At 68.1% G+C, this 20,918-nt stretch carries 23 protein-coding genes and 1 pseudogene; 16 read left to right on the top strand and 8 right to left on the bottom strand.

What is annotated here, in order from left to right:
• Nucleotides 1–68 precede the first annotated feature (68 nt).
• From ACEL92_RS23875 to ACEL92_RS23835, 9 genes are all read left to right on the top strand, one after another.
• Nucleotides 69–1,085 carry a Ppx/GppA phosphatase family protein gene (locus ACEL92_RS23875; RefSeq protein ID WP_067306251.1) on the top strand — a complete coding sequence of 339 codons (1,017 nt, stop codon included), beginning with the start codon at nucleotides 69–71 and terminating at the stop codon, nucleotides 1,083–1,085.
• Entirely contained in the window at nucleotides 1,082–2,014 is a 933-nt protein-coding gene (locus ACEL92_RS23870) for a hypothetical protein (protein WP_374023052.1), read from the top strand. The genes ACEL92_RS23875 and ACEL92_RS23870 overlap by 4 nt, the downstream gene beginning before the upstream one ends.
• A gap of 23 nt (nucleotides 2,015–2,037) precedes the next feature.
• Nucleotides 2,038–2,880: a sugar phosphate isomerase/epimerase family protein gene (locus tag ACEL92_RS23865; RefSeq protein WP_374023051.1), complete on the top strand. Its 843-nt coding sequence runs from the start codon at nucleotides 2,038–2,040 to the stop codon at nucleotides 2,878–2,880.
• Between the two features lie 15 nt (nucleotides 2,881–2,895).
• Nucleotides 2,896–3,738 carry a thioesterase family protein gene (locus ACEL92_RS23860; protein WP_374023050.1) on the top strand — a complete coding sequence of 281 codons (843 nt, stop codon included), beginning with the start codon at nucleotides 2,896–2,898 and terminating at the stop codon, nucleotides 3,736–3,738.
• Nucleotides 3,739–3,765: 27 nt separating this feature from the next.
• Nucleotides 3,766–4,641, top strand: a complete 876-nt coding sequence (proC, locus tag ACEL92_RS23855; RefSeq protein WP_374023049.1) for a pyrroline-5-carboxylate reductase — start codon at nucleotides 3,766–3,768, stop codon at nucleotides 4,639–4,641.
• Nucleotides 4,642–4,781: 140 nt separating this feature from the next.
• Nucleotides 4,782–5,036, top strand: coding sequence for a cell division/environmental response transcriptional regulator (locus ACEL92_RS23850; RefSeq protein WP_046185670.1), 255 nt, complete (start codon nucleotides 4,782–4,784; stop codon nucleotides 5,034–5,036).
• A gap of 123 nt (nucleotides 5,037–5,159) precedes the next feature.
• Nucleotides 5,160–5,261 (top strand): 30S ribosomal protein bS22, encoded by a 102-nt coding sequence (locus ACEL92_RS23845; protein ID WP_003402602.1) that lies wholly within the window; start codon nucleotides 5,160–5,162, stop codon nucleotides 5,259–5,261.
• A 51-nt stretch (nucleotides 5,262–5,312) separates the two neighbouring features.
• Nucleotides 5,313–6,440 carry an SDR family oxidoreductase gene (locus ACEL92_RS23840; RefSeq protein WP_374023048.1) on the top strand — a complete coding sequence of 376 codons (1,128 nt, stop codon included), beginning with the start codon at nucleotides 5,313–5,315 and terminating at the stop codon, nucleotides 6,438–6,440.
• The gene (locus ACEL92_RS23835; protein WP_374023047.1) at nucleotides 6,422–7,507 is read left to right on the top strand and encodes a lysophospholipid acyltransferase family protein; all 1,086 of its coding nucleotides are present in this window, start codon (nucleotides 6,422–6,424) and stop codon (nucleotides 7,505–7,507) included. The genes ACEL92_RS23840 and ACEL92_RS23835 overlap by 19 nt, the downstream gene beginning before the upstream one ends.
• Before the next feature lie 99 nt (nucleotides 7,508–7,606).
• Here the strand turns inward: ACEL92_RS23835 and ACEL92_RS23830 are convergent, their stop codons facing one another.
• The 7 genes from ACEL92_RS23830 to ACEL92_RS23800 all read right to left on the bottom strand — a co-directional run bounded on the left by ACEL92_RS23830 (nucleotide 7,607) and on the right by ACEL92_RS23800 (nucleotide 14,044).
• Nucleotides 7,607–8,533, bottom strand: coding sequence for a cyclopropane mycolic acid synthase family methyltransferase (locus ACEL92_RS23830; RefSeq protein WP_374023046.1), 927 nt, complete (start codon nucleotides 8,531–8,533; stop codon nucleotides 7,607–7,609).
• 10 nt (nucleotides 8,534–8,543) lie between these two features.
• Nucleotides 8,544–9,056, bottom strand: a complete 513-nt coding sequence (locus ACEL92_RS23825) for a MaoC family dehydratase N-terminal domain-containing protein (protein ID WP_374023045.1) — start codon at nucleotides 9,054–9,056, stop codon at nucleotides 8,544–8,546.
• 45 nt (nucleotides 9,057–9,101) lie between these two features.
• On the bottom strand, nucleotides 9,102–10,013 hold the full coding sequence (locus ACEL92_RS23820) for an HAD family hydrolase (RefSeq protein ID WP_374023044.1): 912 nt from the start codon (nucleotides 10,011–10,013) through the stop codon (nucleotides 9,102–9,104).
• A 181-nt stretch (nucleotides 10,014–10,194) separates the two neighbouring features.
• Nucleotides 10,195–10,992: a hypothetical protein gene (locus tag ACEL92_RS23815; protein ID WP_374023043.1), complete on the bottom strand. Its 798-nt coding sequence runs from the start codon at nucleotides 10,990–10,992 to the stop codon at nucleotides 10,195–10,197.
• Nucleotides 10,989–13,448 (bottom strand): putative adhesin, encoded by a 2,460-nt coding sequence (locus ACEL92_RS23810; protein WP_374023042.1) that lies wholly within the window; start codon nucleotides 13,446–13,448, stop codon nucleotides 10,989–10,991. The genes ACEL92_RS23815 and ACEL92_RS23810 overlap by 4 nt, the downstream gene beginning before the upstream one ends.
• A 4-nt stretch (nucleotides 13,449–13,452) precedes the next feature.
• Nucleotides 13,453–13,743: a WXG100 family type VII secretion target gene (locus ACEL92_RS23805; RefSeq protein WP_374023041.1), complete on the bottom strand. Its 291-nt coding sequence runs from the start codon at nucleotides 13,741–13,743 to the stop codon at nucleotides 13,453–13,455.
• Nucleotides 13,736–14,044 carry a WXG100 family type VII secretion target gene (locus tag ACEL92_RS23800; protein WP_374023040.1) on the bottom strand — a complete coding sequence of 103 codons (309 nt, stop codon included), beginning with the start codon at nucleotides 14,042–14,044 and terminating at the stop codon, nucleotides 13,736–13,738. Before ACEL92_RS23800 ends, ACEL92_RS23805 begins: the two co-directional genes overlap by 8 nt.
• 59 nt (nucleotides 14,045–14,103) lie before the next feature.
• Here ACEL92_RS23800 and ACEL92_RS23795 point away from each other — a divergent pair.
• The 7 genes and pseudogenes from ACEL92_RS23795 to ACEL92_RS23765 all read left to right on the top strand — a co-directional run bounded on the left by ACEL92_RS23795 (nucleotide 14,104) and on the right by ACEL92_RS23765 (nucleotide 20,425).
• A pseudogene (locus ACEL92_RS23795) lies at nucleotides 14,104–14,492 on the top strand (glutaredoxin family protein).
• Between the two features lie 7 nt (nucleotides 14,493–14,499).
• Nucleotides 14,500–15,870, top strand: coding sequence for a glutamyl-tRNA reductase (locus ACEL92_RS23790; protein WP_374023039.1), 1,371 nt, complete (start codon nucleotides 14,500–14,502; stop codon nucleotides 15,868–15,870).
• 13 nt (nucleotides 15,871–15,883) lie between these two features.
• On the top strand, nucleotides 15,884–16,828 hold the full coding sequence (gene hemC / locus ACEL92_RS23785) for a hydroxymethylbilane synthase (protein WP_374026357.1): 945 nt from the start codon (nucleotides 15,884–15,886) through the stop codon (nucleotides 16,826–16,828).
• Nucleotides 16,829–16,851: 23 nt separating this feature from the next.
• Nucleotides 16,852–18,510, top strand: coding sequence for a uroporphyrinogen-III synthase (locus ACEL92_RS23780; protein WP_374023038.1), 1,659 nt, complete (start codon nucleotides 16,852–16,854; stop codon nucleotides 18,508–18,510).
• A gap of 106 nt (nucleotides 18,511–18,616) precedes the next feature.
• The gene (hemB, locus tag ACEL92_RS23775) at nucleotides 18,617–19,603 is read left to right on the top strand and encodes a porphobilinogen synthase (protein WP_374023037.1); all 987 of its coding nucleotides are present in this window, start codon (nucleotides 18,617–18,619) and stop codon (nucleotides 19,601–19,603) included.
• Between the two features lie 49 nt (nucleotides 19,604–19,652).
• Nucleotides 19,653–20,165 (top strand): DUF3093 domain-containing protein, encoded by a 513-nt coding sequence (locus tag ACEL92_RS23770; RefSeq protein ID WP_374026356.1) that lies wholly within the window; start codon nucleotides 19,653–19,655, stop codon nucleotides 20,163–20,165.
• The gene (locus tag ACEL92_RS23765) at nucleotides 20,162–20,425 is read left to right on the top strand and encodes a hypothetical protein (protein WP_374023036.1); all 264 of its coding nucleotides are present in this window, start codon (nucleotides 20,162–20,164) and stop codon (nucleotides 20,423–20,425) included. The genes ACEL92_RS23770 and ACEL92_RS23765 overlap by 4 nt, the downstream gene beginning before the upstream one ends.
• Here ACEL92_RS23765 and ACEL92_RS23760 read toward each other — a convergent pair.
• A complete protein-coding gene (locus tag ACEL92_RS23760) occupies nucleotides 20,412–20,837 on the bottom strand; it encodes an STAS domain-containing protein (protein ID WP_374023035.1) in 426 nt (141 codons plus the stop codon). The two genes, ACEL92_RS23765 and ACEL92_RS23760, sit on opposite strands and share 14 nt — an antisense overlap.
• Nucleotides 20,838–20,918 lie beyond the last annotated feature (81 nt).

Genomic DNA, 20,918 nt, shown 5'->3' with positions numbered 1-20,918 from the left:
TCAAGATCGGCAACCCCCGCAGCGGGCCGCAACGCGGGGCCCGCCCACATCCGACTAGGTTATTTCCCGTGCGATTGGGCGTGCTGGACGTGGGCAGCAACACGGTTCACCTCTTGGTGGTTGATGCGCACCGTGGTGGGCATCCCACGCCCATGAGTTCGACGAAGGCCACGCTGCGACTGGCCGAGTCGATCGACAGCTCGGGCAAGATCACCAAGCGCGGCGCCGAGAAGCTGATCTCCACGATCGACGAGTTCGCCAAGATCGCGGACAGCTCCGGGTGCGCCGAGCTGATGGCGTTCGCCACCTCCGCGCTCCGCGACGCGGTGAACTCCGACGACGTGCTGGCGCGGGTCCGCAAGGAAACGGGTGTCGAGCTGGAGGCGCTGAGCGGCGTCGACGAGTCGCGGCTGACCTTCCTGGCGGTGCGCCGGTGGTACGGCTGGAGCGCGGGGCGAATCATCAACCTCGACATCGGCGGCGGCTCGCTGGAGATGTCCAGCGGTGTCGACGAGGAGCCAGAGGTGGCGCTGTCGCTGCCGCTGGGCGCCGGCCGGCTGACCCGCGAATGGCTGCCCGACGACCCGCCCGGGCGGCGGCGGGTCGGGATGCTGCGGGACTGGCTGGACGCCGAGCTCGCCGAGGCCAGCGAGCAGGTGCTCGACGCCGGCGCGCCCGACCTGGCGGTGGCGACGTCGAAGACGTTTCGCTCGCTCGCCCGGCTCACCGGCGCGGCGCCGTCGGCCGCGGGGCCGCGGGTGAAGCGGACGCTCACAGCAAACGGCCTCAGGCAACTCATATCTTTCATCTCTAGGATGACGACCGCTGACCGGGCAGAACTGGAAGGGGTGAGCGCCGAGCGCGCGCCACAGATCGTGGCGGGTGCGCTGGTGGCGGAGGCGAGTATGCGAGCGCTGTCGATCGAATCGGTGGATATCTGCCCGTGGGCATTACGGGAAGGTCTCATCTTGCGCAAACTCGACAGCGAAGCCGACGGAACGCCCCTCATGAAGCGATCCGTGCGCGATGCTGGAGGTCAGGCAGGTGATCGGGACGGCAACCGATCGAGAGGCGACAAAGCATGACCGGACCACACTCCGAGGCCGAGAGCCCCGGGACTCGGCCGATCTCGGTGGCCGAGCTCCTGGCCAAGAACGGGACGATCGGCGCCCCCGCGGTGACGCGGCGCAGGCGCCGCCGGCGCGGCGACAGTGACGCGGTGACCGTCGCCGAGCTGACCGGCGAGATCCCGATCATCCGCGACGACGACGAGGACCCGCGCACGGCGGAACGGCCGGCCGCCGAGGAAACCGGGCCCGAGCAGCAAACCGAAGACAAGCCCGCGGCCGCGTACTGGTCGCAGCCCGAACCGCGCTGGCCCAAGTCGCAGCCCGCGAAGGCGCCCGGGCCGGAGCGCAGCCCCTACCCGCGCCCCCTGAGCCGTGGCGCGGCGGGGGAGACCAACGGCACCGGGCAATCGGGTGCCGAGGACATGAATCCCGACCCGCTGGACCACTACACCGATTTGCCGGTGGACGTGATGGATTCGGAGGTGCGCGACGCCGAGCCCGCGCTGGAGGATTCCGCCTACGTGCGCTCCTACCTGCAGACCGAGGCCGACGAGGACGAAGACGCGGAGGACCCGTTCGCCGCATTGGTGCCGCACGAGGAGCGCGACGAGGAGCACCTCGACGACGCGACCGAGGGGGCGGCCACGGCCACCGACGCCCACGCGGCCCAGGGCAGGTTCGAGGCGGTGTGGCGCGGCAGCCTGGTCGTGTTCCAGTCGATCCTGGCGGTGGCCTTCGGCGCCGGGCTGTTCGTCGCCTTCGACGAGCTGTGGCGCTGGAACAGCATCGTGGCGCTGGTGCTCTCGGTGCTGGTGATCCTCGGCCTGGTCGTCGGCGTCCGGGTGGTGCGCAAGACCGAGGACATCGCGAGCACGCTGATCGCGGTCGCGGTGGGGGCGCTGATCACCCTGGGACCGTTGGCGCTGTCGTTGCAGTCGGGCTAGGCGGCCCGGGACCACACAGACCCTTGCGCCCAGCTATCAAAGTCGGACTCTCAACGGCTTCGGTGTACCCATTGCGGGCCGAGGCCGCGTTCGAGTACGCGGCCCGGCTCGGCTATGACGGCGTCGAGCTGATGGTGTGGGCCGAGTCGGTCAGCCAGGACATCGACGCCATCGCGAAGCTGTCCCGGCGCTATCGGGTCCCGGTGTTGTCCGTGCACGCGCCATGCCTGCTGATCTCGCAGCGGGTGTGGGGCGCCAACCCGATCCCCAAGCTGGACCGCAGCGTGCGGGCCGCCGAACAGCTCGACGCGCAGACCGTCGTCGTGCACCCGCCGTTTCGCTGGCAGCGGCGCTACGCCGAGGGGTTCAGCGACCAGGTCGCCGAGCTGGAAGCCTCGAGCGACGTGCTGATCGCGGTGGAGAACATGTTCCCGTTCCGGGCTGACCGGTTCTTCGGCTCGGGCCAATCGCTGGAGCGGATGCGCAAGCGCGGCGGTGGCCCCGGCCCGGCGATCTCGGCGTTCGCGCCCTCCTACGACCCGCTGGACGGCAACCACGCCCACTACACGCTGGACCTGTCCCACACCGCGACCGCGGGGAGCGACTCGCTGGACATGGCGCAGCGCATGGGCGGCGGACTGGTGCACCTGCACCTCTGCGACGGCAGCGGCCTGCCCGCCGACGAGCACCTGGTGCCCGGCCGCGGCACGCAGCCGACCGCCGAGGTGTGCCAGATGCTGGCCGGCAGCCACTTCGCCGGCCACGTCATCCTGGAAGTCTCCACGTCCAGCGCGCGCTCAGCCAACGAGCGCGAAAGCATGCTCGCCGAATCGTTGCAGTTCGCCCGCACGCACCTGCTGCGCTGACCACCCCAGGAGACCATGAACGCGTTGTTCACCACCGCAATGGCATTGCGGGAGGTCGGCCCCGGCGTCTTTGACGGCGAGCTCGACGAGCACTGGACCATCGGCCCCAAGGTGCACGGGGGCGCCATGCTGGCGCTCTGCGCCAACGCCGCGCGCACCGCCTGCGCGGGGCCATCGACCGCCTTCGACGCGGTTCAGCAGCCGGTGGCGGTGTCGGCGAGCTTCCTGTGGGCGCCGGATCCGGGGCCAATGCGGTTGGCGACGTCCATCCGCAAGCGCGGCCGCCGGATCAGCGTCGTCGACGTCGAGCTCACCCAGGGTGACCGGACCGCCGTGCACGCCGTGGTCAACCTCGGCGAGCCCGAACACTTTCCGCCGGACGGTGACGCCAAGCCGCTGCTGTCGGCCAACCCGGTGGTGGGCCTGATGGCGCCCGAGCCGCCCGACGACATCGCCCCGATCGGGCCGGGCCACCCGCTGGCCGGCCTGGTCCATCTCGGCGAGGGCTGCGACGTGCGACCGGCGCTGTCGACGCTGGGCCCGACGGCCGACGGCGGCCCTCCGATCATCCAGATGTGGGCGCGCCCCCGCGACGTCGCCCCGGACGCCCTGTTCGCGCTGATGTGCGGGGACCTGTCGGCCCCGGTGACCTTCGCGGTGGAACGCACCGGCTGGGCGCCCACCGTCCAGCTGACGGCCTTCCTGCGCGGCCTGCCCGCCGACGGGTGGCTGCGAATCATCGCGACGTGCACCGAGATCGGGCACGACTGGTTTGACGAGGACCACACCGTCGTCGACAGCCTGGGCCGCCTCGTCGTGCAAGCCCGCCAACTGGCGCTGGTCCCTGCCGCTGGTTAGGCGCCGGGGTCTGCGATGCTGTCGGGCATGGCAAGAATCGCGATCATCGGTGGCGGCAGCATCGGGGAGGCGCTGCTGTCGGGTCTGCTGCGCGCGGGCCGGCAGGTCAAAGACCTGGTGGTGGCCGAACGCGTTCCCGAGCGCGCCCATTACCTGGCCGACACCTATTCGGTGTTGATCACCTCGGTGGCCGACGCGGTGGAGAACGCGTCCTTCGTCGTGGTCGCGGTGAAGCCCAGCGACGTCGAGCCGGTGCTCGCGGAGCTGGCCCGGGTGGCGGCCGCGTCCGAGAGCGACACCGCCGAGCAGGTGTTCGTCACCGTCGCCGCGGGGATCGGCATCTCGTACTTCGAATCGAAGCTGCCCGCCGGGACGCCGGTGGTCCGGGCGATGCCCAACGCGGCGGCGCTCGTCGGCGCGGGGGTGACCGCGCTGGCCACCGGCCGGTTCGTAACCGCCCCGCAGCTCGAGGGCGTCTCGGCCCTGTTCGACTCCGTCGGTGGCGTGCTGACCGTGCCGGAAGCCCAGATGGACGCCGTGACCGCGCTGTCGGGGTCCGGCCCGGCCTACTTCTTCCTGATGGTCGAGGCGCTGGTGGATGCCGGGGTGGCCGCCGGGCTGAGCCGCGAGGTGGCCACCGACCTGACGGCGCAGACGATGGCCGGATCGGCGGCCATGCTCCTGGAACGGATGGACGCCGACCGGCGGCCGGGGGAAGGCGAGGCCCCGGGGCCGCGCGTGGACGCCACGGCGACGCAGCTGCGGGCGACCATCACCTCGCCCGGCGGCACCACCGCCGCGGGGCTGCGGGAACTGGAACGGGGCGGCTTGCGGGCCGCCGTCGACGCGGCCGTTCAGGCCGCCAAAACGCGCTCTGAGCAGCTAAGAATTACATCGGAGTAATCCAAGAAATTTGAACTGATTGTCCCCCACCAGTACCAGTAACCCCATCAGTCCCGCTATTCTCCTCTTTGTATGCACGTGTGGGTGCCAGCGGAGGGGAAGCCGCTGGCATTGCGCGTGCCTGACACGATTGGGTTGCGATGACGTCTACGAACGGGCCATCGGCGCGCGATTCTGCTGGTAAGCGGGACACCGGTTCCGGCGAGGGCCAGCAGGGCAGGACACAATTCTTGACCGTCGCCGAAGTGGCCGCGTTGATGCGGGTCTCCAAGATGACGGTGTACCGGCTGGTGCACAACGGCGAGCTGCCCGCGGTCCGGGTCGGGCGGTCGTTCCGGGTACACGCCAAGGCGGTGCACGACATGCTGGAGACGTCCTACTTCGACGCGGGCTGACCCGAAACCGCACTTCGCTCTTCGCTCGGCGGTGATCGACGCCGTTTGGTGTTCGGTGCGTCCCGCCGGGTAAAGTGTCCGGGTCAATCCTGCAAGCAGGTCACGGGTCAGATAGCGGAGTTCATGGGTTCAGTAATCAAGAAGCGGCGCAAGCGCATGTCGAAGAAGAAGCACCGCAAGTTGTTGCGCCGCACTCGGGTGCAGCGCAGAAAACTCGGCAAGTAGGGCCCGCCCGCGGCGTCGTGCTGCGCTCTCCGGAGTCGATAGGCTGTTTGGGTGGATCAGTCGAGCGGGGATGGCGTCGGCACCGGCGACACCGCGACCAACACGGTGCACTACCCCAAGGTGGTGCTGGTCACCGGTGCGTGCCGCTTCCTGGGCGGCTACCTGACGGCCCGGCTCGCGCAGAACCCGATGATCAACACGGTCATCGCGGTGGACGCGATCGCGCCCAGCAAGGACATGCTGCGCCGGATGGGGCGCGCGGAGTTCGTCCGCGCCGACATCCGTAATCCCTTCATAGCCAAGGTGATTCGCAACGGCGAAGTCGACACCGTGGTGCACGCGGCCGCGGCGTCGTACGCCCCGCGGTCCGGTGGCACCGCGGCGCTGAAGGAAATCAACGTGATGGGCGCGATGCAGCTGTTCGCGGCCTGTCAGAAGGCACCCTCGGTGCGACGCGTGGTGCTCAAGTCGACGTCTGAGGTGTATGGGTCCAGCGCGCACGATCCGGTGATGTTCACCGAGGACAGCACCAGCCGCCGGCCCCTGCGCGGCGGTTTCGCCAAGGACAGCCTGGACATCGAGGCCTACGCCCGCGGACTGGGTCGGCGCCGGCCCGACATCGCCGTGACAATCCTGCGGCTGGCCAACATGATCGGGCCGGCGATGGACACCACGCTGTCGCGGTACCTGGCCGGGCCGTTGGTGCCCACCATGTTCGGCCGCGACGCGCGGCTGCAGTTGTTGCACGAGCAGGATGCCCTGGGCGCGCTGGAACGCGCGGCGATGGCCGGCAAGGCCGGCACCTTCAACATCGGCGCCGACGGCATCATCATGCTGTCCCAGGCGATCCGCCGGGCCGGCCGGATTCCCTTGCCAGTTCCCGGTTTTGGCGTGTGGGCCCTCGATTCGCTGAGAAGGGCTAACCGTTACAACGAGATCAGCCGCGATCAGTTCGCGTACCTAAGTTACGGCCGCGTCATGGACACCACCCGGATGCGCGTGGAGTTGGGCTATCAGCCGAAGTGGACGACCGCCGAGGCTTTCGACGACTACGTTCGCGGCCGCGGCATGACTCCCATTATCGACCCGCATCGGGTACGCTCCTTGGAGGGTCGCGCCATATCCCTAGCTCAGCGCTGGGGCAGCCGAAATCCAATTCCGTGGGGTGGGGTCAGGTAGGTATCGTGGCGGGTGAAAACAGAGCGAATGTTATTCCGCTGCATACGAATCGGGGTCGGGTAGCGGCACGCCGAAGAGCCGACCAGCGCGCGGAGTCGGCCCGCCAGCATCCCTCCTTACTCGATCCGCACGGTCGGGCGTCGGCCGAGCAGATCGCCGCCGTCGTCCGCGAGATCGATGAGCACCGGCGCACGGCCGGCTCCGGGTCGTCGGACGCGCCGCTCAACGATCTGGCCCAGCGCGTCGCCGCGGTCGCCGGGTTCCTGCGCCAGCGGCTCACCGGTGACTACACCGTCGACGAATTCGGTTTCGATCCACACTTCAACAGCGCGATCGTTCGGCCGTTGCTGAGGTTCTTCTTCCGGTCGTGGTTCCGCGTCGAGGTCAGCGGTGTCGAAAACCTGCCCAGTGAGGGCGCCGCGCTGGTGGTGGCCAACCATGCCGGGGTCTTGCCGTTCGACGGGTTGATGCTGTCGGTGGCGGTGCACGACGAGCACCCCGCGCAGCGCGACCTGCGGCTGCTCGCCGCCGACATGGTGTTCGACCTGCCGGTCGTGGGCGAAGCCGCCCGCAAGGCCGGCCACACCATGGCCTGCACTACCGACGCGCACCGCCTGCTTGCCGCCGGCGAGCTGACCGCCGTGTTCCCCGAGGGCTACAAGGGGCTGGGCAAACGCTTCGAGGACCGTTATCGGTTGCAGCGCTTCGGGCGCGGCGGGTTCGTCACCGCGGCCCTGCGCACCAAGGCGCCGATCATTCCGTGCTCGATCATCGGCTCGGAAGAGATCTACCCGATGCTGACCGACGTGAAGCTGCTGGCGCGGCTGTTCGGGCTGCCTTACTTCCCGATCACGCCGCTGTTCCCGCTGGCGGGGCCCGCGGGCCTGGTGCCGCTGCCGTCGAAGTGGCGCATCGCGTTCGGCGAGCCGATCTACACCAACGACTACGCGGCGTCGGACGCCGAGGACCCGATGGTCACCTTCGAGCTGACCGACCAGGTGCGCGAGACCATTCAGCAGACGCTGTACCGGTTGCTCGCCGGCCGGCGCAACATCTTCTTCGGCTGACCCTGGTCGCTTCGCGGCCCAGCCGGGTTCGGTATTCGGCCTGGTACCGACGCGAAAACGCCCCGGAGCCAATGGCGTCCGGGGCGTTTTTCGAGCAAGTTACTTGACCATGGTGAACTGGCAGACGTTGGTGTAGCCGTCGCGGAAAAGGTCGGAGCAGCCGCGCAAGTACTTGAGGTAGATGTCGTAGGTTTCCTGCCCCTTCAGGGCGATCGCCTCTTCCTTGTGCGCCTCGAGCGCGTCGGCCCAGGCGGTCAGCGTCGGGACATAGTTCTTGCCGATGAAGTGATGGCGCTCGATCTTGAAGCCCGCGTCGGTGGCGTACTTGTCGACCAGGTCCACCTGCGGCAACTTCCCACCCGGGTAGATCTCCTTCAAGATGAAGCTGATGAACCGCAGCAGGGTCATGTTCACCTGCAAGCCCATCTTCTTGCCCTCTTCGGCGGAGGGCACCACGATCGAGTGCAGCAGCATGCGGCCGTCGTCGGGCAGCAGGTCGTAGTACTTCTTGAAGAAGGTGGCGTACCGCTCGTACCCCGCGTCACCCGCACCGTCGGCGAAGTGCTCGAACGCGCCCAACGACACGATGCGGTCGATCGGTTCGTCGGGGAATTCCTCCCAGCCCTGGATCCGCACTTCTTTGCGGCGGGGGCTGTCCATCTTGTCGAACTCGGCCACACAGTGCGCGTACTGGTTCTCGCTGAGCGTCAGGCCGATGACGTTCACGTCGTACTCGGCCACCGCGTGCCGCATCGTCGAACCCCACCCCGAGCCGATGTCGAGCAGCGTCATGCCGGGCTCGAGGTTCAGCTTGTCCAGCGCCAGCTTGCGCTTGGCGTACTGCGCCTCTTCCAGCGTCTTGGTCAGATTCTGCGGGTCCGGATCCTCGTCGAAGTAGGCGCAGCTGTAGGTCATCGACGGGTCGAGCCAGAGCTTGAAGAACTCGTTCGACTTGTCGTAGTGCGACCGCACCTTCTCGACCGGCGGCTTCAGCTGGGTGCTACCGGCTTCCCCCTGTGACGTCATAGATTCAAACCTACTTTCCCGCTGATATGGACGCGACTGCCGCGACGGTTGCTTCGTGGTCGGCTTCGTGGTTTGCGGCTTCCCCCAGCATCGTGACTGTACTGGTGATCACCGGTTTGCCCTCGGCGTCCGTGACCTCGCTGCGGATCTCTGTGATCACGGCGCCATGGGACTCAATGACAGAGTCTAGATAGGTGTCGAAGTAAAGCCTATCCCCGGCGACGACCGGCCGGTGAAACTTGAATTTCTGGTCGCGGTGCATGACCCGCGCGATGTTGATCGGAATGCTGAACTTGGTGAAGATTTCCAGCTGCACCCGCCGCCCCGCGATGGCGAGGAATGTGAGCGGAGCGACCAGCGCGTCGTACCCTGCGGCGGCGGCATCGGCCTCGTTGAAGTGCGTCGGATGGTCGTTCCTGATGGCGAGCGCGAACTCCCGGATCTTCTCTCGGCCGACGAGGAAGTAATCCGGCGCCCGGTAATGGCTGCCGATGAGCCCTTCGGCTCCTTTAGGGATTGTCATACCGCTGCCGCTCTCCGCTCGAATAGGTCTCAGCGGCGCAGCCTATCAGCGCGATTGCCGCCGGGATGCCACCGCGGCCAGTGCGCCACCGGCCGCCCCCAGCGCCAGGGCCGACGGAACCCCGATCCGGGCGGCCTTGCGGGCGGTGCGAAAGTCGCGGATCTCCCATCCGCGTTCGCGGGCCAGGGTGCGCAGACGCGCGTCCGGGTTGATGGCGACCGCGGTGCCCACCAACGAGAGCATGGGCACGTCGTTGAAGCTGTCGGAGTAGGCGGTGCAGCGCTTGAGGTTCAGGCCCTCGCGGATCGCCAGCGACCGCACGGCGTGCGCCTTTCCGGTCCCGTGCAGGATGTCGCCGACGAGCCGGCCGGTGAACACCCCGTCGACGGACTCCGCGACGGTGCCCAGGGCGCCGGTCAGGCCGAGCCGCCGCGCGATGGTCGCCGCGAGTTCGTAAGGCGTGGCGGTGATCAGCCACACCTGCTGGCCCGCGTCGAGGTGCATCTGCGTGAGCTCGCGGGTGCCCGGCCAGATCTTGTCCGCGATGATCTCGTCGTAGATCTCCTCGCCCAGCGCCACCAGCTGTTCGACCGACCTGCCCTCGATGAAGGCGAGCGCTTTGCGGCGGCCGGCGGCGACGTCGTTGCTGTTCTCCTTGCCGAGAACCTGGAATTTGGCCTGGGCATAGATGAAGCCGAGCACGTCGCGGTAGGTGAAGTAGTTGCGCGCCGCCAGCCCGCGGCCGAAGTGCACCGCCGAGGAGCCCTGCACCAGGGTGTTGTCCACGTCGAAGAAGGCGGCCGCGGTCAGGTCAATCGGCGGCTGGGGGCGGTCCTCGTCGGTGGCGGCTTTCTCGGCTTGGAGGCCCTCCAGCGCGCGGGCGGCGCTGGCCTCGGCGGCCAGGGACTCCAGGTCAGCGCGACTGACGTCTCCGTTGGCCGGGTCAGAGGAAGTCATCGCCAAACCTCCTAGATCGCTGTGCTGCCTGGCGACCCAGTGGGCCCCGGTATTCAACCCTATCGGGGAGGGGGTGGACAGCTCTATTGCCCGTGAGCCTCAGAGCTACGCCCGACTGGCTGGGAGGGTGGGGTAGCTAGGCGTGGGAACTGGCGAAGTCAGGAGAATCTCCTCATCGAGTTCAGTCGCCTGCATCGAGCTTTAATGCGTTTCGGTCAAACACAACCCAGTCGTCGGCTTCATTTATAATTTGAATGCCGTCGATTTGGGCGGCCGTCGTGACCAATCCTTTCAGTGCCTCCCATTGCATGCCCCCATATCTGATCTCCGGACGCGCTCGAGTGGTATACGCACGTAACACACGAGGTAGATGCTCAATTTCAAAGGTCTTCATGACCGGTTGGCCATTTTCACCTCGTATTTCCGCTAACTCCACGAATACCTCACGGCCTTGTAATGCAGACGCGATCTGAGCGAGAAGCTGCTCTTGCGGCGTCAGGACGGCACGAGTGATCAGATCCTCGAGCAGATTCCCGGCAGCCCGTGATGGTTCGACAAAGTTGTTATCAGTCACGTTGTTATCAGCCAGCATCTCCGGTTGCTCGCTGTGGAGGATGAATAGGATTTGTTGCTTATTCATTGCAACCCATTTCGAGGCGAGATTGGAAACGATCACCCAGTCAAGATCCGGCATTTCCAGTGCGGCTCTAAGAGCGTCTTTGAAGGCACCGCCTGCAAATTTTTCCGGCAGATCCGGGTGATCCTTCGATGTATATAGCATCATGGCATTTGTGCCGTCAGGAAGGCGGAGCAGGGGAGTTGCATTGAGCTGCTTGCCTTGGCGCAGCACTGTTGTTCTCGGAAAGAATAGTTCGACATCTTTAAGCACGGAGAAGAGCTGCTCAGCTGCCTCATGGGACTTCTGCTCGGCGGCGATGTCGATTAATTCCTCTACACCAGCGGCATGCGGCGAAGTCAAGATCGAGACCTTTCGTAAGGCGTGAACTTGTCGTTAAGTCTATCGTATATTCCCGTCAGGTGGTAAACCATGCCTGACGGATTAAACGGGTCGTAAGTGCATACCGCAAGGTCGATAGGTCCCATGCCTTCATGTATGAGTTCGCTAATTAACGTAGCCTGCGTCACCGTTAAGGGCGATCCCAAGATATTTAATCCATCAGGTGGATGAATGGTGTAGTTCGGTATAGATTCTCCGGCCTGAAAGGTTTCAGAGAATACCCCAGAGGTATCGCCGCCAGTCTCGATCAAATTTCCGAGTGAATCGGTGATCGTCGAACCATGCTTGGCAAAAGTCGTGATGCTCGACCCTTTTGGTACAACGAAGAAACCATTATCCGGATCGTAGCTGCCATGACCACTGATTATCTGTCGACCAGCCGCCGGCGTTTCGTCATGCGGAAGCGCTTGATCCGCCGAATCCGCTAATTGGTTACCCTCGTGATTGGGCGACGGACTATCGTTTGGTGACTCCGTCGGTTTTGCTTCTGCGGGCATCGGGTCTGACGGCGGCCCACCGCCTTCGACTGGATGCGGCGGCCCCGCGTCGTGCGGCAGCTGCGGCTCGGGCGGGTGGAGGCCCCGCCCCTGGGCGTGCGGCATTTCACCGAGGCCAGGAGGTGTTGCTTCGGCAGGTCCGCCACCCATCGGCACCGACGGCGGCGTCGGCAGGTGCGGCGCCGGCGGGGATGGCGGACCCGCGTTGGCAGGCGCGGCCGATTCGCCACTGGGAGCAGCCGGCGCGTGGGTTGGCACCGGCTCGGCCGGCTTCGAGTGAGGTAGTGGCGCCTGCTCGGCCGGCGTGGGCACCGCCGGTTTGCCAGCCGACCCAGGCGGCGCGGCGGCCGGCTTGGGTGCCTCACCGGCGGGGGGCTTGTCGCCGACCGGCGGCTTCGACTCCGTCGGGCTGTGCGGAAGGGGGCCGTCAGCAGGCCCGGGCACGGGCTTGCCCGAGGCGGGGGGTGCGGGCCTGCCCGGCTCCGGCTTGCCCGGCGGCGCGGGTGCTCCCGATTCCGGCGGCTTGGGAACCGTCGGCGGTGGCTCCGACGGCGGCTTCACCGAGGGCGGTTTCACACCTTCCGGCAGCCGTTCGCCCCTCAAGCCCTTCAGCGCATCGCCCATACCGCGACCGAGCTTCCCGAGCTTGGACAGCGGTCCCCCGGGCAGCGCCAAGGTTCCCACGTCGAAGAGGGTCTTTCCGAAGGCTTCGTCCGGGTGTGAGGCCCAATCGTCCCAGTGGATGAGGTCTTTACCCAACTCTTTCCACGCCTGGCCGGCACCGTGTAGACCGTCGGGGCCCAACCCCGCCAGCGTGGCTTCCCCTTCGACCATTCCCACCGCGTCTTTGACGAAGCCCACCGGATCGGATTGAAGGCGGGTCGGGCTGAATTGGTTGAGGCCCTCGAGGAAGTCGTAACCCTCCACACCGACGCCCTTCAGGGTCTGACCAACGTGGTTGAGGACCCTGCCCACCTCCGTGCCGTGTAGGAAGTGGTCCCAGTCCTTTCCCGCCCACCGGCCCATGGCAGCGGCAGCCGCGGCGGCGGCCGTCATGGCGGCGTTGAGTTGAGCGCCCAGCGTCTCGGCTTCCTGGGCGAAGTTGTTGACCACCGTGCGGATGTCGTCGGCGATCTTCTTGATCTCGTCTTCGTCCTCGTCGGTGAGCCACTCCCAGACCTCTTTGATCCCCGTGAGGGGGTCACAGATGCGGGACAACAGATCCAGAATCGCCGCGTGTACCTTGTCGACCTTCGCGGCATAACTGTCGAGCTGCGCGGCGATCGCTTGGCACTGGCGTGCCACGTTGATGGCGGACTCGGAGGCGTCGGTCAACGCCTTGTTGATGGCGGCCCCCTCCGGGATCTGTTGGGAGGCAACCGTGGCCATCGTCCCGCCGCCCGCAGCGGTCTCGGTGGCCATGAAGTTCGCGCCCGCGCTGGCCCACGCCGCCGCGGCGGCCCGCAGTTTCGCCGAATCGCCAGTGGGCCAGATCATTCCGATGTACGGAGCCACCCAGCCCCACCCCGCCGGCGCGCCGGTGCCGGCGCCCACCGCCGACGGCGGCTTCACCCCAACGGTCAACGGCGCGGTCACCTGCGGCGTCGGCAGGGCAGTGGCCCCGCCGGTGACATCCGACTGCGCCTCGACCAGCGCATAGTTGTAGGCCGACACCCGCACCCCGTCGCCGATGCTGCACAGCCCGTTACGGGTGCTGGCCATCGCCTCGATCGCCTTGGCCGCCGCACCGTCGTACGAGCGGCCCAACTCCGCGCCAACCGGGTCGTCGCCGGCCATGCCCGCGCTGCCGGCCAGCGCCGCCGTCAACGCCGAAATCACCGATCCCAGTGACTCGCCCGTGGCCAGCACCGTGGCGCCGGCGCGGTCTAGCGCAGTCGGGTCACACGCCAGCGGCGACATCTGGTCACGACCACATGCCGAGATTCGTCGACATTGCCCCGGTGTAGTTGCCGTGCGCGGTCGCGGCCACCTTCTCGAGTTGCGCCAGCGCCTCGCGCATCATGGCCTCACCGCGCGCCCAGTGCTGATGTGCCTCGGCGTGCGCGGCCGCCGCCTCGCCCGTCCACGTCGTGTGCAAACGCCTTACGCGGGAATCGATTTCGGTGATCACGTCCTCGGCGTAGCGCTGAAAATCGGCCATTCGCTGCACCGCGTCGGCCAACGCCTGCGGATCTACCCGAAACGCCTCAGCCACCGAACACCGCCCGCTCCGCCGCGGCGGACCCGGCCTCGTTGGCCTGATATCCCTCGCCGGCCTGACCCACCAGATGCCCCAACATCGACAACCCCAGCTGCACCTCGCGAGCGCCCCGGTGCCAGAGCTCCCACGCCGAGGAATACGCCGTCCCGGAGGCGCCTTGCCAGCCGCCCAGCAGCTGCCCCACCTGATCGTCCAGCTGGGCGAGGCGGCTCGAGAGGTGCTCGGCCGCGCCAGCGATGGACGCGGCGTGACTCTGCATCACCACGGGGTCAACGCGCACGGTCTCGTCGGCCATGACCGGAAAATAACGCCAGCCAAATGCCCCCACAAGTCACCGGTGCCAGACTGATGGCCATGACCGACGCCCCCCGAAGGCCGCAGGTGGAACTGCTGACCCGCGACGGCTGCACCATCTGCGTGCGGGTGCATGACCGGCTTCGGGAACTGGCGCCCGAGCTCGGTTTCGACCTGTCGACCACCGACGTCGACGCCGCCGCGGCCGCCGGCAACCCCGCGTTGCGCGCCGAATTCGGTGACCGGCTGCCCGTGATCCTGCTCGACGGCCGCGAGCACAGCTACTGGGAGCTTGACGAGCCCCGGCTGCGCGCGGATCTCGGTCGATGACGGTGCGGCAGGCGGCGGGCCGCTGTGACGCTGGGCAATTATTTGGTAGCCCACCTGATAAACGATTACCGTGGAAACCAGTTCAGTTACTGGAGGAAGCAAGGGAGCTGGCCAGGTGATGCTGCCGTGAGCGTCTTGCTCTTCGGGGTTTCGCACCGCAGTGCGCCGGTCTCCGTCCTGGAACAACTCAGCATCGACGAATCCGATCAGGGCAAGATCGTTGACCGAGTGTTGCAGTCGCCGCTGGTGACCGAGGCGATGGTGCTGTCGACATGCAACCGGGTCGAGGTCTATGCGGTGGTGGACGCGTTCCACGGCGGGTTGGCGGCCATTGGGCAGGTGCTGTCGGATCACTCCGGAATGTCGATGGGGGATCTGACCAAGTACGCGTACGTCCGCTACAGCGAGGCCGCCGTCGAGCACTTGTTCGCGGTGGCCAGCGGCCTGGACTCCGCGGTGGTCGGTGAGCAGCAGGTGCTCGGCCAGGTCCGGCGCGCGTACGCCACCGCGGAAAGCAATCGCACCGTCGGCCGGGTGCTGCACGAGCTGGCCCAGCGGGCGCTGTCGGTGGGCAAGCGCGTGCATTCCGAGACCGCCATCGACGCGGCCGGCGCCTCGGTGGTGTCGGTCGCCCTCGACATGGCCGACCGCCGGCTGGGCGGCCTGGAAGGCAAGACGGCCGCGCTGGTCGGCGCCGGCGCGATGGGCGCCCTGGCCGCGGCCCACCTGACCCGTTCCGGCGTCGGGCGGGTGCACGTCCTGAATCGATCGTTGTCCCGCGCGCAGCGGCTGGCCCGCAAGATCCGCGAATCCGGTGTGCAGGCCGACGCGATGTCCCTCGATCGCCTGGCCGACGCGGTGGCCGACGCCGATGTCATGGTCAGCTGCACCGGCGCGGTGAGCCCGGTGGTGACGCTGGCCGACGTGCACTACGCGCTGGCCGCCGCGCGCCGCGACGAGTCGACCCGGCCGCTGGTCATCTGCGACCTGGGCATGCCGCGTGACGTGGATCCGGCGGTCGCCGGGCTGCCCGGGGTATGGGTCGTCGACGTCGACCGTGTGCAACACGAGCCGTCGGCGCACGCCGCGGCGTCCGACGTGCACCACGCGCGCCACATCGTGGCGGCGGAAGTCGCGGCCTACCTGGCCGGCCAGCGTATGGCCGAGGTCACCCCGACGGTAACCGCGCTGCGCCAGCGTGCCGCCGACGTGGTGGAGGCGGAGCTGCTGCGCCTGGACAACCGGCTGCCCGGCATGGAGAGCGCCCACCGCGAGGAGGTGGCGCGCACCGTGCGGCGGGTGGTGGACAAGCTGCTGCACGCGCCTACGGTGCGGATCAAACAACTCGCCAGCGCCCCCGGCGGCGACAGCTACGCCGAGGCCCTGCGCGAACTCTTCGAACTCGACCAGACCGCCGTCGACGCCGTCGCTGCGGGCGAATTGCCGGTCATATCAACGGGATTCGACGCCGGCACGCAAGAATCCGCCGCCGAGTAGCCGATTGGCGAATGTGATCCGGATAGGCACCCGGGGCAGTCTGTTGGCCACCACCCAGGCCGGCGTCGTCAGGGACGCCTTGATCGCCAACGGCCACCCCGCGGAGTTGGTGATCATCACCACCGCCGGCGACCGCTCGTCGGCCCCCATCGAGACCCTGGGCGTCGGCGCCTTCACCACCGCGCTGCGCGAGGCCATGAACGACGGCCGGGTGGACGCCGCGGTGCACTCGCACAAGGATTTGCCCACCGCGGACGACCCGCGGTTCACGATCGCGGCGATACCGCCCCGCCACGACCCCCGTGACGTGGTGGTGGCCCGCGACGGGCTGGTGCTGGGGGAGTTGCCGCCGGGTTCGCTGGTGGGCACGTCGTCCCCGCGCCGGGCCGCGCAGCTTAGAGCATTGGGTCTCGGTTTGGAAATCCGCCCCCTACGAGGCAACCTAGATACCAGGTTGAACAGGGTAAGCAATGGTGATCTCGACGCGATCGTGGTGGCTCGGGCCGGACTGGCCCGGCTCGGTCGCCTCGACGATGTCACCGAGACGCTAGAGCCGGTGCAGATGTTGCCAGCACCGGCTCAGGGCGCGCTCGCCGTCGAATGCCGCGCGGGTGATGAGTTGGCGGCGGTGCTGGCGGAGCTGGACGACGCCGACACACGAGCGTCGGTCACCGCGGAGCGAGCCCTGTTGGCCGAACTGGAGGCGGGTTGCTCCGCACCGGTGGGCGCGATCGCCGAGGTGGTCGAGTCCATCGATGAGGACGGCCGTGTCTTCGAAGAGCTGTCGCTGCGCGGTTGCGTGGCGGCGCTGGACGGGTCCGACGTGATACGCGCGTCCGGCATCGGCACCGCCGACCGGGCGCGGGAGCTGGGGGTTTCGGTCGCCGCGGAGTTGTTCGAACTCGGCGCCCGAGAGCTGATGGCCGAAGCGCGGCAGGACCCGAACCGAGGAAGTTAATTGCGAGTGACGTGGGAGCGACAATGACGACGCGAGGGCGTAAGCCGAGACCCGGCCGCATCACCTACGTGGGTTCCGGGCCCGGCGATCCGGGTCTGCTGACCACCCGGGCCGCGACGGTCTTGGCGAACGCCGCGCTGGTGTTCACCGACCCCGACGTGCCGGAGCCGGTGCTGGCGCTGATCGGCAAGGATCTACCACCCGTTTCCGGCCCGGCGCCGGCCGACGCCGCCGCCGGCAACGGCGACGCGGCCACCGACGGAGCCGAGCAGTCCGCGGTGATATCGGCCGGTCCCGATGTCCGCCCGGCGCTGGGCGAGCCGGCCGAGGTGGCCAAGACGCTGACCGCCGAGGCCCGTATCGGTGTCGACGTGGTGCGGCTGGTGGCCGGTGACCCGCTGACGGTCGACGCGGTGATCACCGAGGTGAACGCGGTCGCGCGGAGCCACCTGCACATCGAGATCGTGCCCGGCCTGGCGCCGACCGACGCCGTGCCCACCTACGCGGGGCTGCCGTTGGGCTCGTCGCACACGGTCGCCGACGTGCGTGACCCGAATGTGGATTGGGACGCCCTGGCCGCGGCGCCCGGCCCGCTGATCCTGCAGGCCACCACGTCGCATCTGGCCGACGCGGCACGCACCCTGATCGAGCACGAGCTGGCCGAGAGCACGCCGTGCGTGGTGACCGCGCACGGCACCACCTGCCAGCAGCGGTCGATCGAGACGACGCTGAGCGGTCTGACCGACTCCGCCGTGCTCGGCGGGACGGACCCGGCGGGCCCGTTGACCGGGCCGCTGGTGGTGACCATCGGCAAGACGGTGGCCAGCCGGGCGAAGCTGAACTGGTGGGAGAGCCGCGCGCTGTACGGCTGGACGGTGCTGGTGCCCCGCACCAAGGACCAGGCCGGCGAGATGAGCGAGCGGCTGACGTCCTATGGCGCGCTGCCGATCGAGGTGCCGACCATCGCCGTCGAGCCGCCGCGTAGCCCCGCCCAGATGGAACGGGCCGTCAAGGGTCTGGTCGATGGCCGCTTCCAATGGGTGGTGTTCACCTCCACCAACGCGGTGCGTGCGGTGTGGGAGAAGTTCGGCGAATTCGGTTTGGATGCACGGGCGTTCTCGGGCGTGAAGATCGCCTGTGTCGGCGAGTCGACGGCCGACCGGGTCCGGGCGTTCGGTATCAGCCCCGAGCTGGTGCCGGCGGGCGAGCAGTCCTCGCTCGGCCTGCTGGACGACTTCCCGGACTACGACAGCATTTTCGACCCGGTGAACCGGGTGCTGCTGCCGCGGGCCGACATCGCCACCGAGACGCTGGCGGAGGGGTTGCGCGAACGCGGCTGGGAGATCGAGGATGTCACCGCCTACCGGACGGTGCGGGCCGCGCCGCCGCCGGCGGAGACGCGGGAGATGATCAAGACCGGCGGCTTCGACGCGGTGTGCTTCACTTCCAGCTCGACCGTGCGCAACCTGGTCGGCATCGCCGGCAAGCCGCACGCACGGACGATCATCGCCTGCATCGGCCCGAAAACCGCCGAGACCGCCGCGGAGTTCGGCCTGCGGGTGGACGTGCAGCCCGAGACTGCCGCTGTCGGTCCGCTGGTCGACGCCCTAGCCGAGCACGCCGCCCGGTTGCGCGCCGAGGGCGCGCTGCCGCCGCCGCGTAAAAAGAGCCGCAGGCGCTAGTGAGCGTCAGACGGGCGAGCGTGCGCGTTCCCCCGCAAGCGGGAGGCGCCCCCAGCACACCGACACGCCGTCTCGGCTGGCCTTCTGGACACGCCCGCGGCGACGGATGAGCATGGCATACCCGCGGCAGCGCCCGCGCCGGCTCCGTTCCACCCCCGCGATGCGTCGCTTGGTGGCGCAAACATCCTTGGAGCCAAGGCATTTGGTGTTGCCGATGTTCGTCGCCGACGGGATCGACGAACCACGGCCCATCGCGTCGATGCCGGGCGTGGTGCAGCACACCCGCGATTCGCTGCGCAGCGCGGCGGCCGACGCCGTCGCCGCCGGGGTGGGTGGGCTGATGCTGTTCGGGGTGCCCCGCGACGAGGATAAGGATGCGACGGGGTCGGCAGGCACCGATCCCGACGGCATCCTCAACCTCGCGCTGCGCGATCTGGCCAAGGACCTCGGCGACGCGACGGTGTTGATGGCCGACACGTGCCTGGACGAATTCACCGACCACGGCCACTGCGGCGTCCTGGACGCCAGGGGCCGGGTGGACAACGACGCCACGTTGGCCCGCTACGTGAAACTGGCGGTGGCACAGGCGGAATCGGGTGCGCACGTGGTTGGCCCGAGCGGGATGATGGATGGCCAGGTGGCCGCGATCCGCGACGGCCTGGACGCCGCGGGCTACACCGACGTGGTCATCCTGGCCTACGCCGCGAAGTTCGCCTCGGCGTTCTACGGCCCGTTCCGCGAGGCGGTCAGCTCCAGCCTGTCCGGGGACCGGCGCACGTACCAGCAGGAGCCCGGCAACTTCCGCGAGGCGCTGCGTGAGATCCGGCTGGACCTTGATGAGGGCGCGGACATTTTGATGGTCAAGCCCGCCCTGGGTTACCTGGACGTGGTGGCCGCCGCGGCGGACGTGTCGCCGGTGCCGGTGGCCGCCTACCAGGTTTCGGGGGAGTACGCCATGATTTGCGCTGCGGCCGCCAACAATTGGATCGACGAGCGGGCGGCGGCGCTCGAGTCGTTGACGAGCATCCGCCGGGCCGGAGCCGATATTGTGCTGACCTACTGGGCCGCCGACGTGGCGGGTTGGCTGTCGTGAGATGGGACTTGCTGTGAATTCCGAGTCGACGGCCGCGGAACGGAAGCCGTTGTTCTACGAACCGGGCGCCAGCTGGATATGGGTGCTGTGGGGTCCGGTGGCCGCGGGCGCGATGATCCTGATCGAGATCTGGAGCGGCGCCCCCGTGTCGTTCGTGATCCCGCTCATCTTTTTGGTCCTGGTGTCGGGGTTCGTCGGGTTGCAGGTCAAGGCGGCGCGGATCCACGTCTCGGTCGAGCTGACCGAGGACGCGCTGCGCCAAGGCACCGAAACCATCCTGGTGCGCGAGATCCTCAAGGTGTATCCGGAACCGCAGAACCACGAGGCATCCGGCAAGGAGTTGGCGCGCTGGCAGTCGGCGCGAGCCCTCGGCGAATTGGTGGGGGTGCCCCGCGGCCGGATCGGCATCGGTCTGAAGCTGACCGGAGCGCGCTACGCGCAGGCGTGGGCGCGCCGGCACCGCGAGCTCCGCGCAGCCCTGACCCCACTGGTCCAGGAGCGGGTCGAACCCGCCGACGTCACCGACTTCGACCGTGACGACGACGCCGGGTCCGCGCAGTGAGCGCCCGCTACGGGAGCAAGAGGGCGTGGGTCGAACTGGCCCTGGCCTGCGCGGCGCTGATCGGTGCGGGCGTCAGCTGGGCGGGTTCGCACCACACGGTGGCGGTGGCGCCGATCGCGGACGGGCAGCCGTTCACCACATCGACGGTTTATGACCCGCAGTTGCTGCTGCTGACGCTGTTGCTGGTGACCAGCGCAGGCGTGCTGGCGGTGGTGGGAATCGCCAGGCAGCGCCGCGAACGGCGCGCTAAGACGTCCTGATCAGCGGCAACGCCATCCGGCGGCGGCTGGCGATGGCGTCGGCCAAGTCGTGCAGCGCCTCGGGTACCGAGTAATTGTCGGAGAACCCGCCGTCAGCGACCAGTGCGGCGACCGCCGGGCTCGCCACCAAGGTCCACTGCACCCCCTCGGCGCGGCACGCGTCGTCGAAGGTTTCCAGAAGGGAAATGCCCGCTGTAGCAAATTCGCTTACGCCGCCCATATCGAGCACCACGCGGTCCTCTCCGAGGATGAAACGCCGAATGTGCTCGCCAACCACGTCGGCGTTGCAGGCGTCGATTTCACCCCGGATCGTCACCACGGTCGCCAGTTGGCGGCGGTGAGCCCGAACCCATGCACCGCCGCACTCAAAGATGCCGTTCTGATCCCGTGTTTGCACATCGACGATCGTCATGGGCACCCCTCACTCTCCGTGGCGCTCGCTATGGCTTTGACGCTAAACCGCAAGCTTAAGGAGGGTGAAAGCCGCATCTAA

The organism is Mycobacterium hainanense, assembly GCF_041890355.1.
GTDB lineage: Bacteria > Actinomycetota > Actinomycetes > Mycobacteriales > Mycobacteriaceae > Mycobacterium > Mycobacterium hainanense.
Note: the sequence above shows the minus strand (reverse complement) of the source record. Positions and strands in the feature narration are given on the sequence as shown.

Excerpts from the sequence above, each read along its gene's own strand:
- ACEL92_RS23845 (WP_003402602.1), top strand. The coding sequence starts at position 5,160 with ATGGGTTCAGTAATCAAGAAGCGGCGCAAGCGCATGTCGAAGAAGAAG.
- proC (WP_374023049.1), top strand. The coding sequence starts at position 3,766 with ATGGCAAGAATCGCGATCATCGGTGGCGGCAGCATCGGGGAGGCGCTG.
- ACEL92_RS23780 (WP_374023038.1), top strand. The coding sequence starts at position 16,852 with ATGACGACGCGAGGGCGTAAGCCGAGACCCGGCCGCATCACCTACGTG.
- hemB (WP_374023037.1), top strand. The coding sequence starts at position 18,617 with ATGAGCATGGCATACCCGCGGCAGCGCCCGCGCCGGCTCCGTTCCACC.
- ACEL92_RS23810 (WP_374023042.1), bottom strand. The coding sequence starts at position 13,448 with ATGTCGCCGCTGGCGTGTGACCCGACTGCGCTAGACCGCGCCGGCGCC.
- ACEL92_RS23800 (WP_374023040.1), bottom strand. The coding sequence starts at position 14,044 with ATGGCCGACGAGACCGTGCGCGTTGACCCCGTGGTGATGCAGAGTCAC.
- ACEL92_RS23760 (WP_374023035.1), bottom strand. The coding sequence starts at position 20,837 with ATGACGATCGTCGATGTGCAAACACGGGATCAGAACGGCATCTTTGAG.
- ACEL92_RS23850 (WP_046185670.1), top strand. The coding sequence starts at position 4,782 with ATGACGTCTACGAACGGGCCATCGGCGCGCGATTCTGCTGGTAAGCGG.
- ACEL92_RS23870 (WP_374023052.1), top strand. The coding sequence starts at position 1,082 with ATGACCGGACCACACTCCGAGGCCGAGAGCCCCGGGACTCGGCCGATC.
- ACEL92_RS23830 (WP_374023046.1), bottom strand. The coding sequence starts at position 8,533 with ATGACGTCACAGGGGGAAGCCGGTAGCACCCAGCTGAAGCCGCCGGTC.
- ACEL92_RS23860 (WP_374023050.1), top strand. The coding sequence starts at position 2,896 with ATGAACGCGTTGTTCACCACCGCAATGGCATTGCGGGAGGTCGGCCCC.
- ACEL92_RS23820 (WP_374023044.1), bottom strand. The coding sequence starts at position 10,013 with ATGACTTCCTCTGACCCGGCCAACGGAGACGTCAGTCGCGCTGACCTG.
- ACEL92_RS23825 (WP_374023045.1), bottom strand. The coding sequence starts at position 9,056 with ATGACAATCCCTAAAGGAGCCGAAGGGCTCATCGGCAGCCATTACCGG.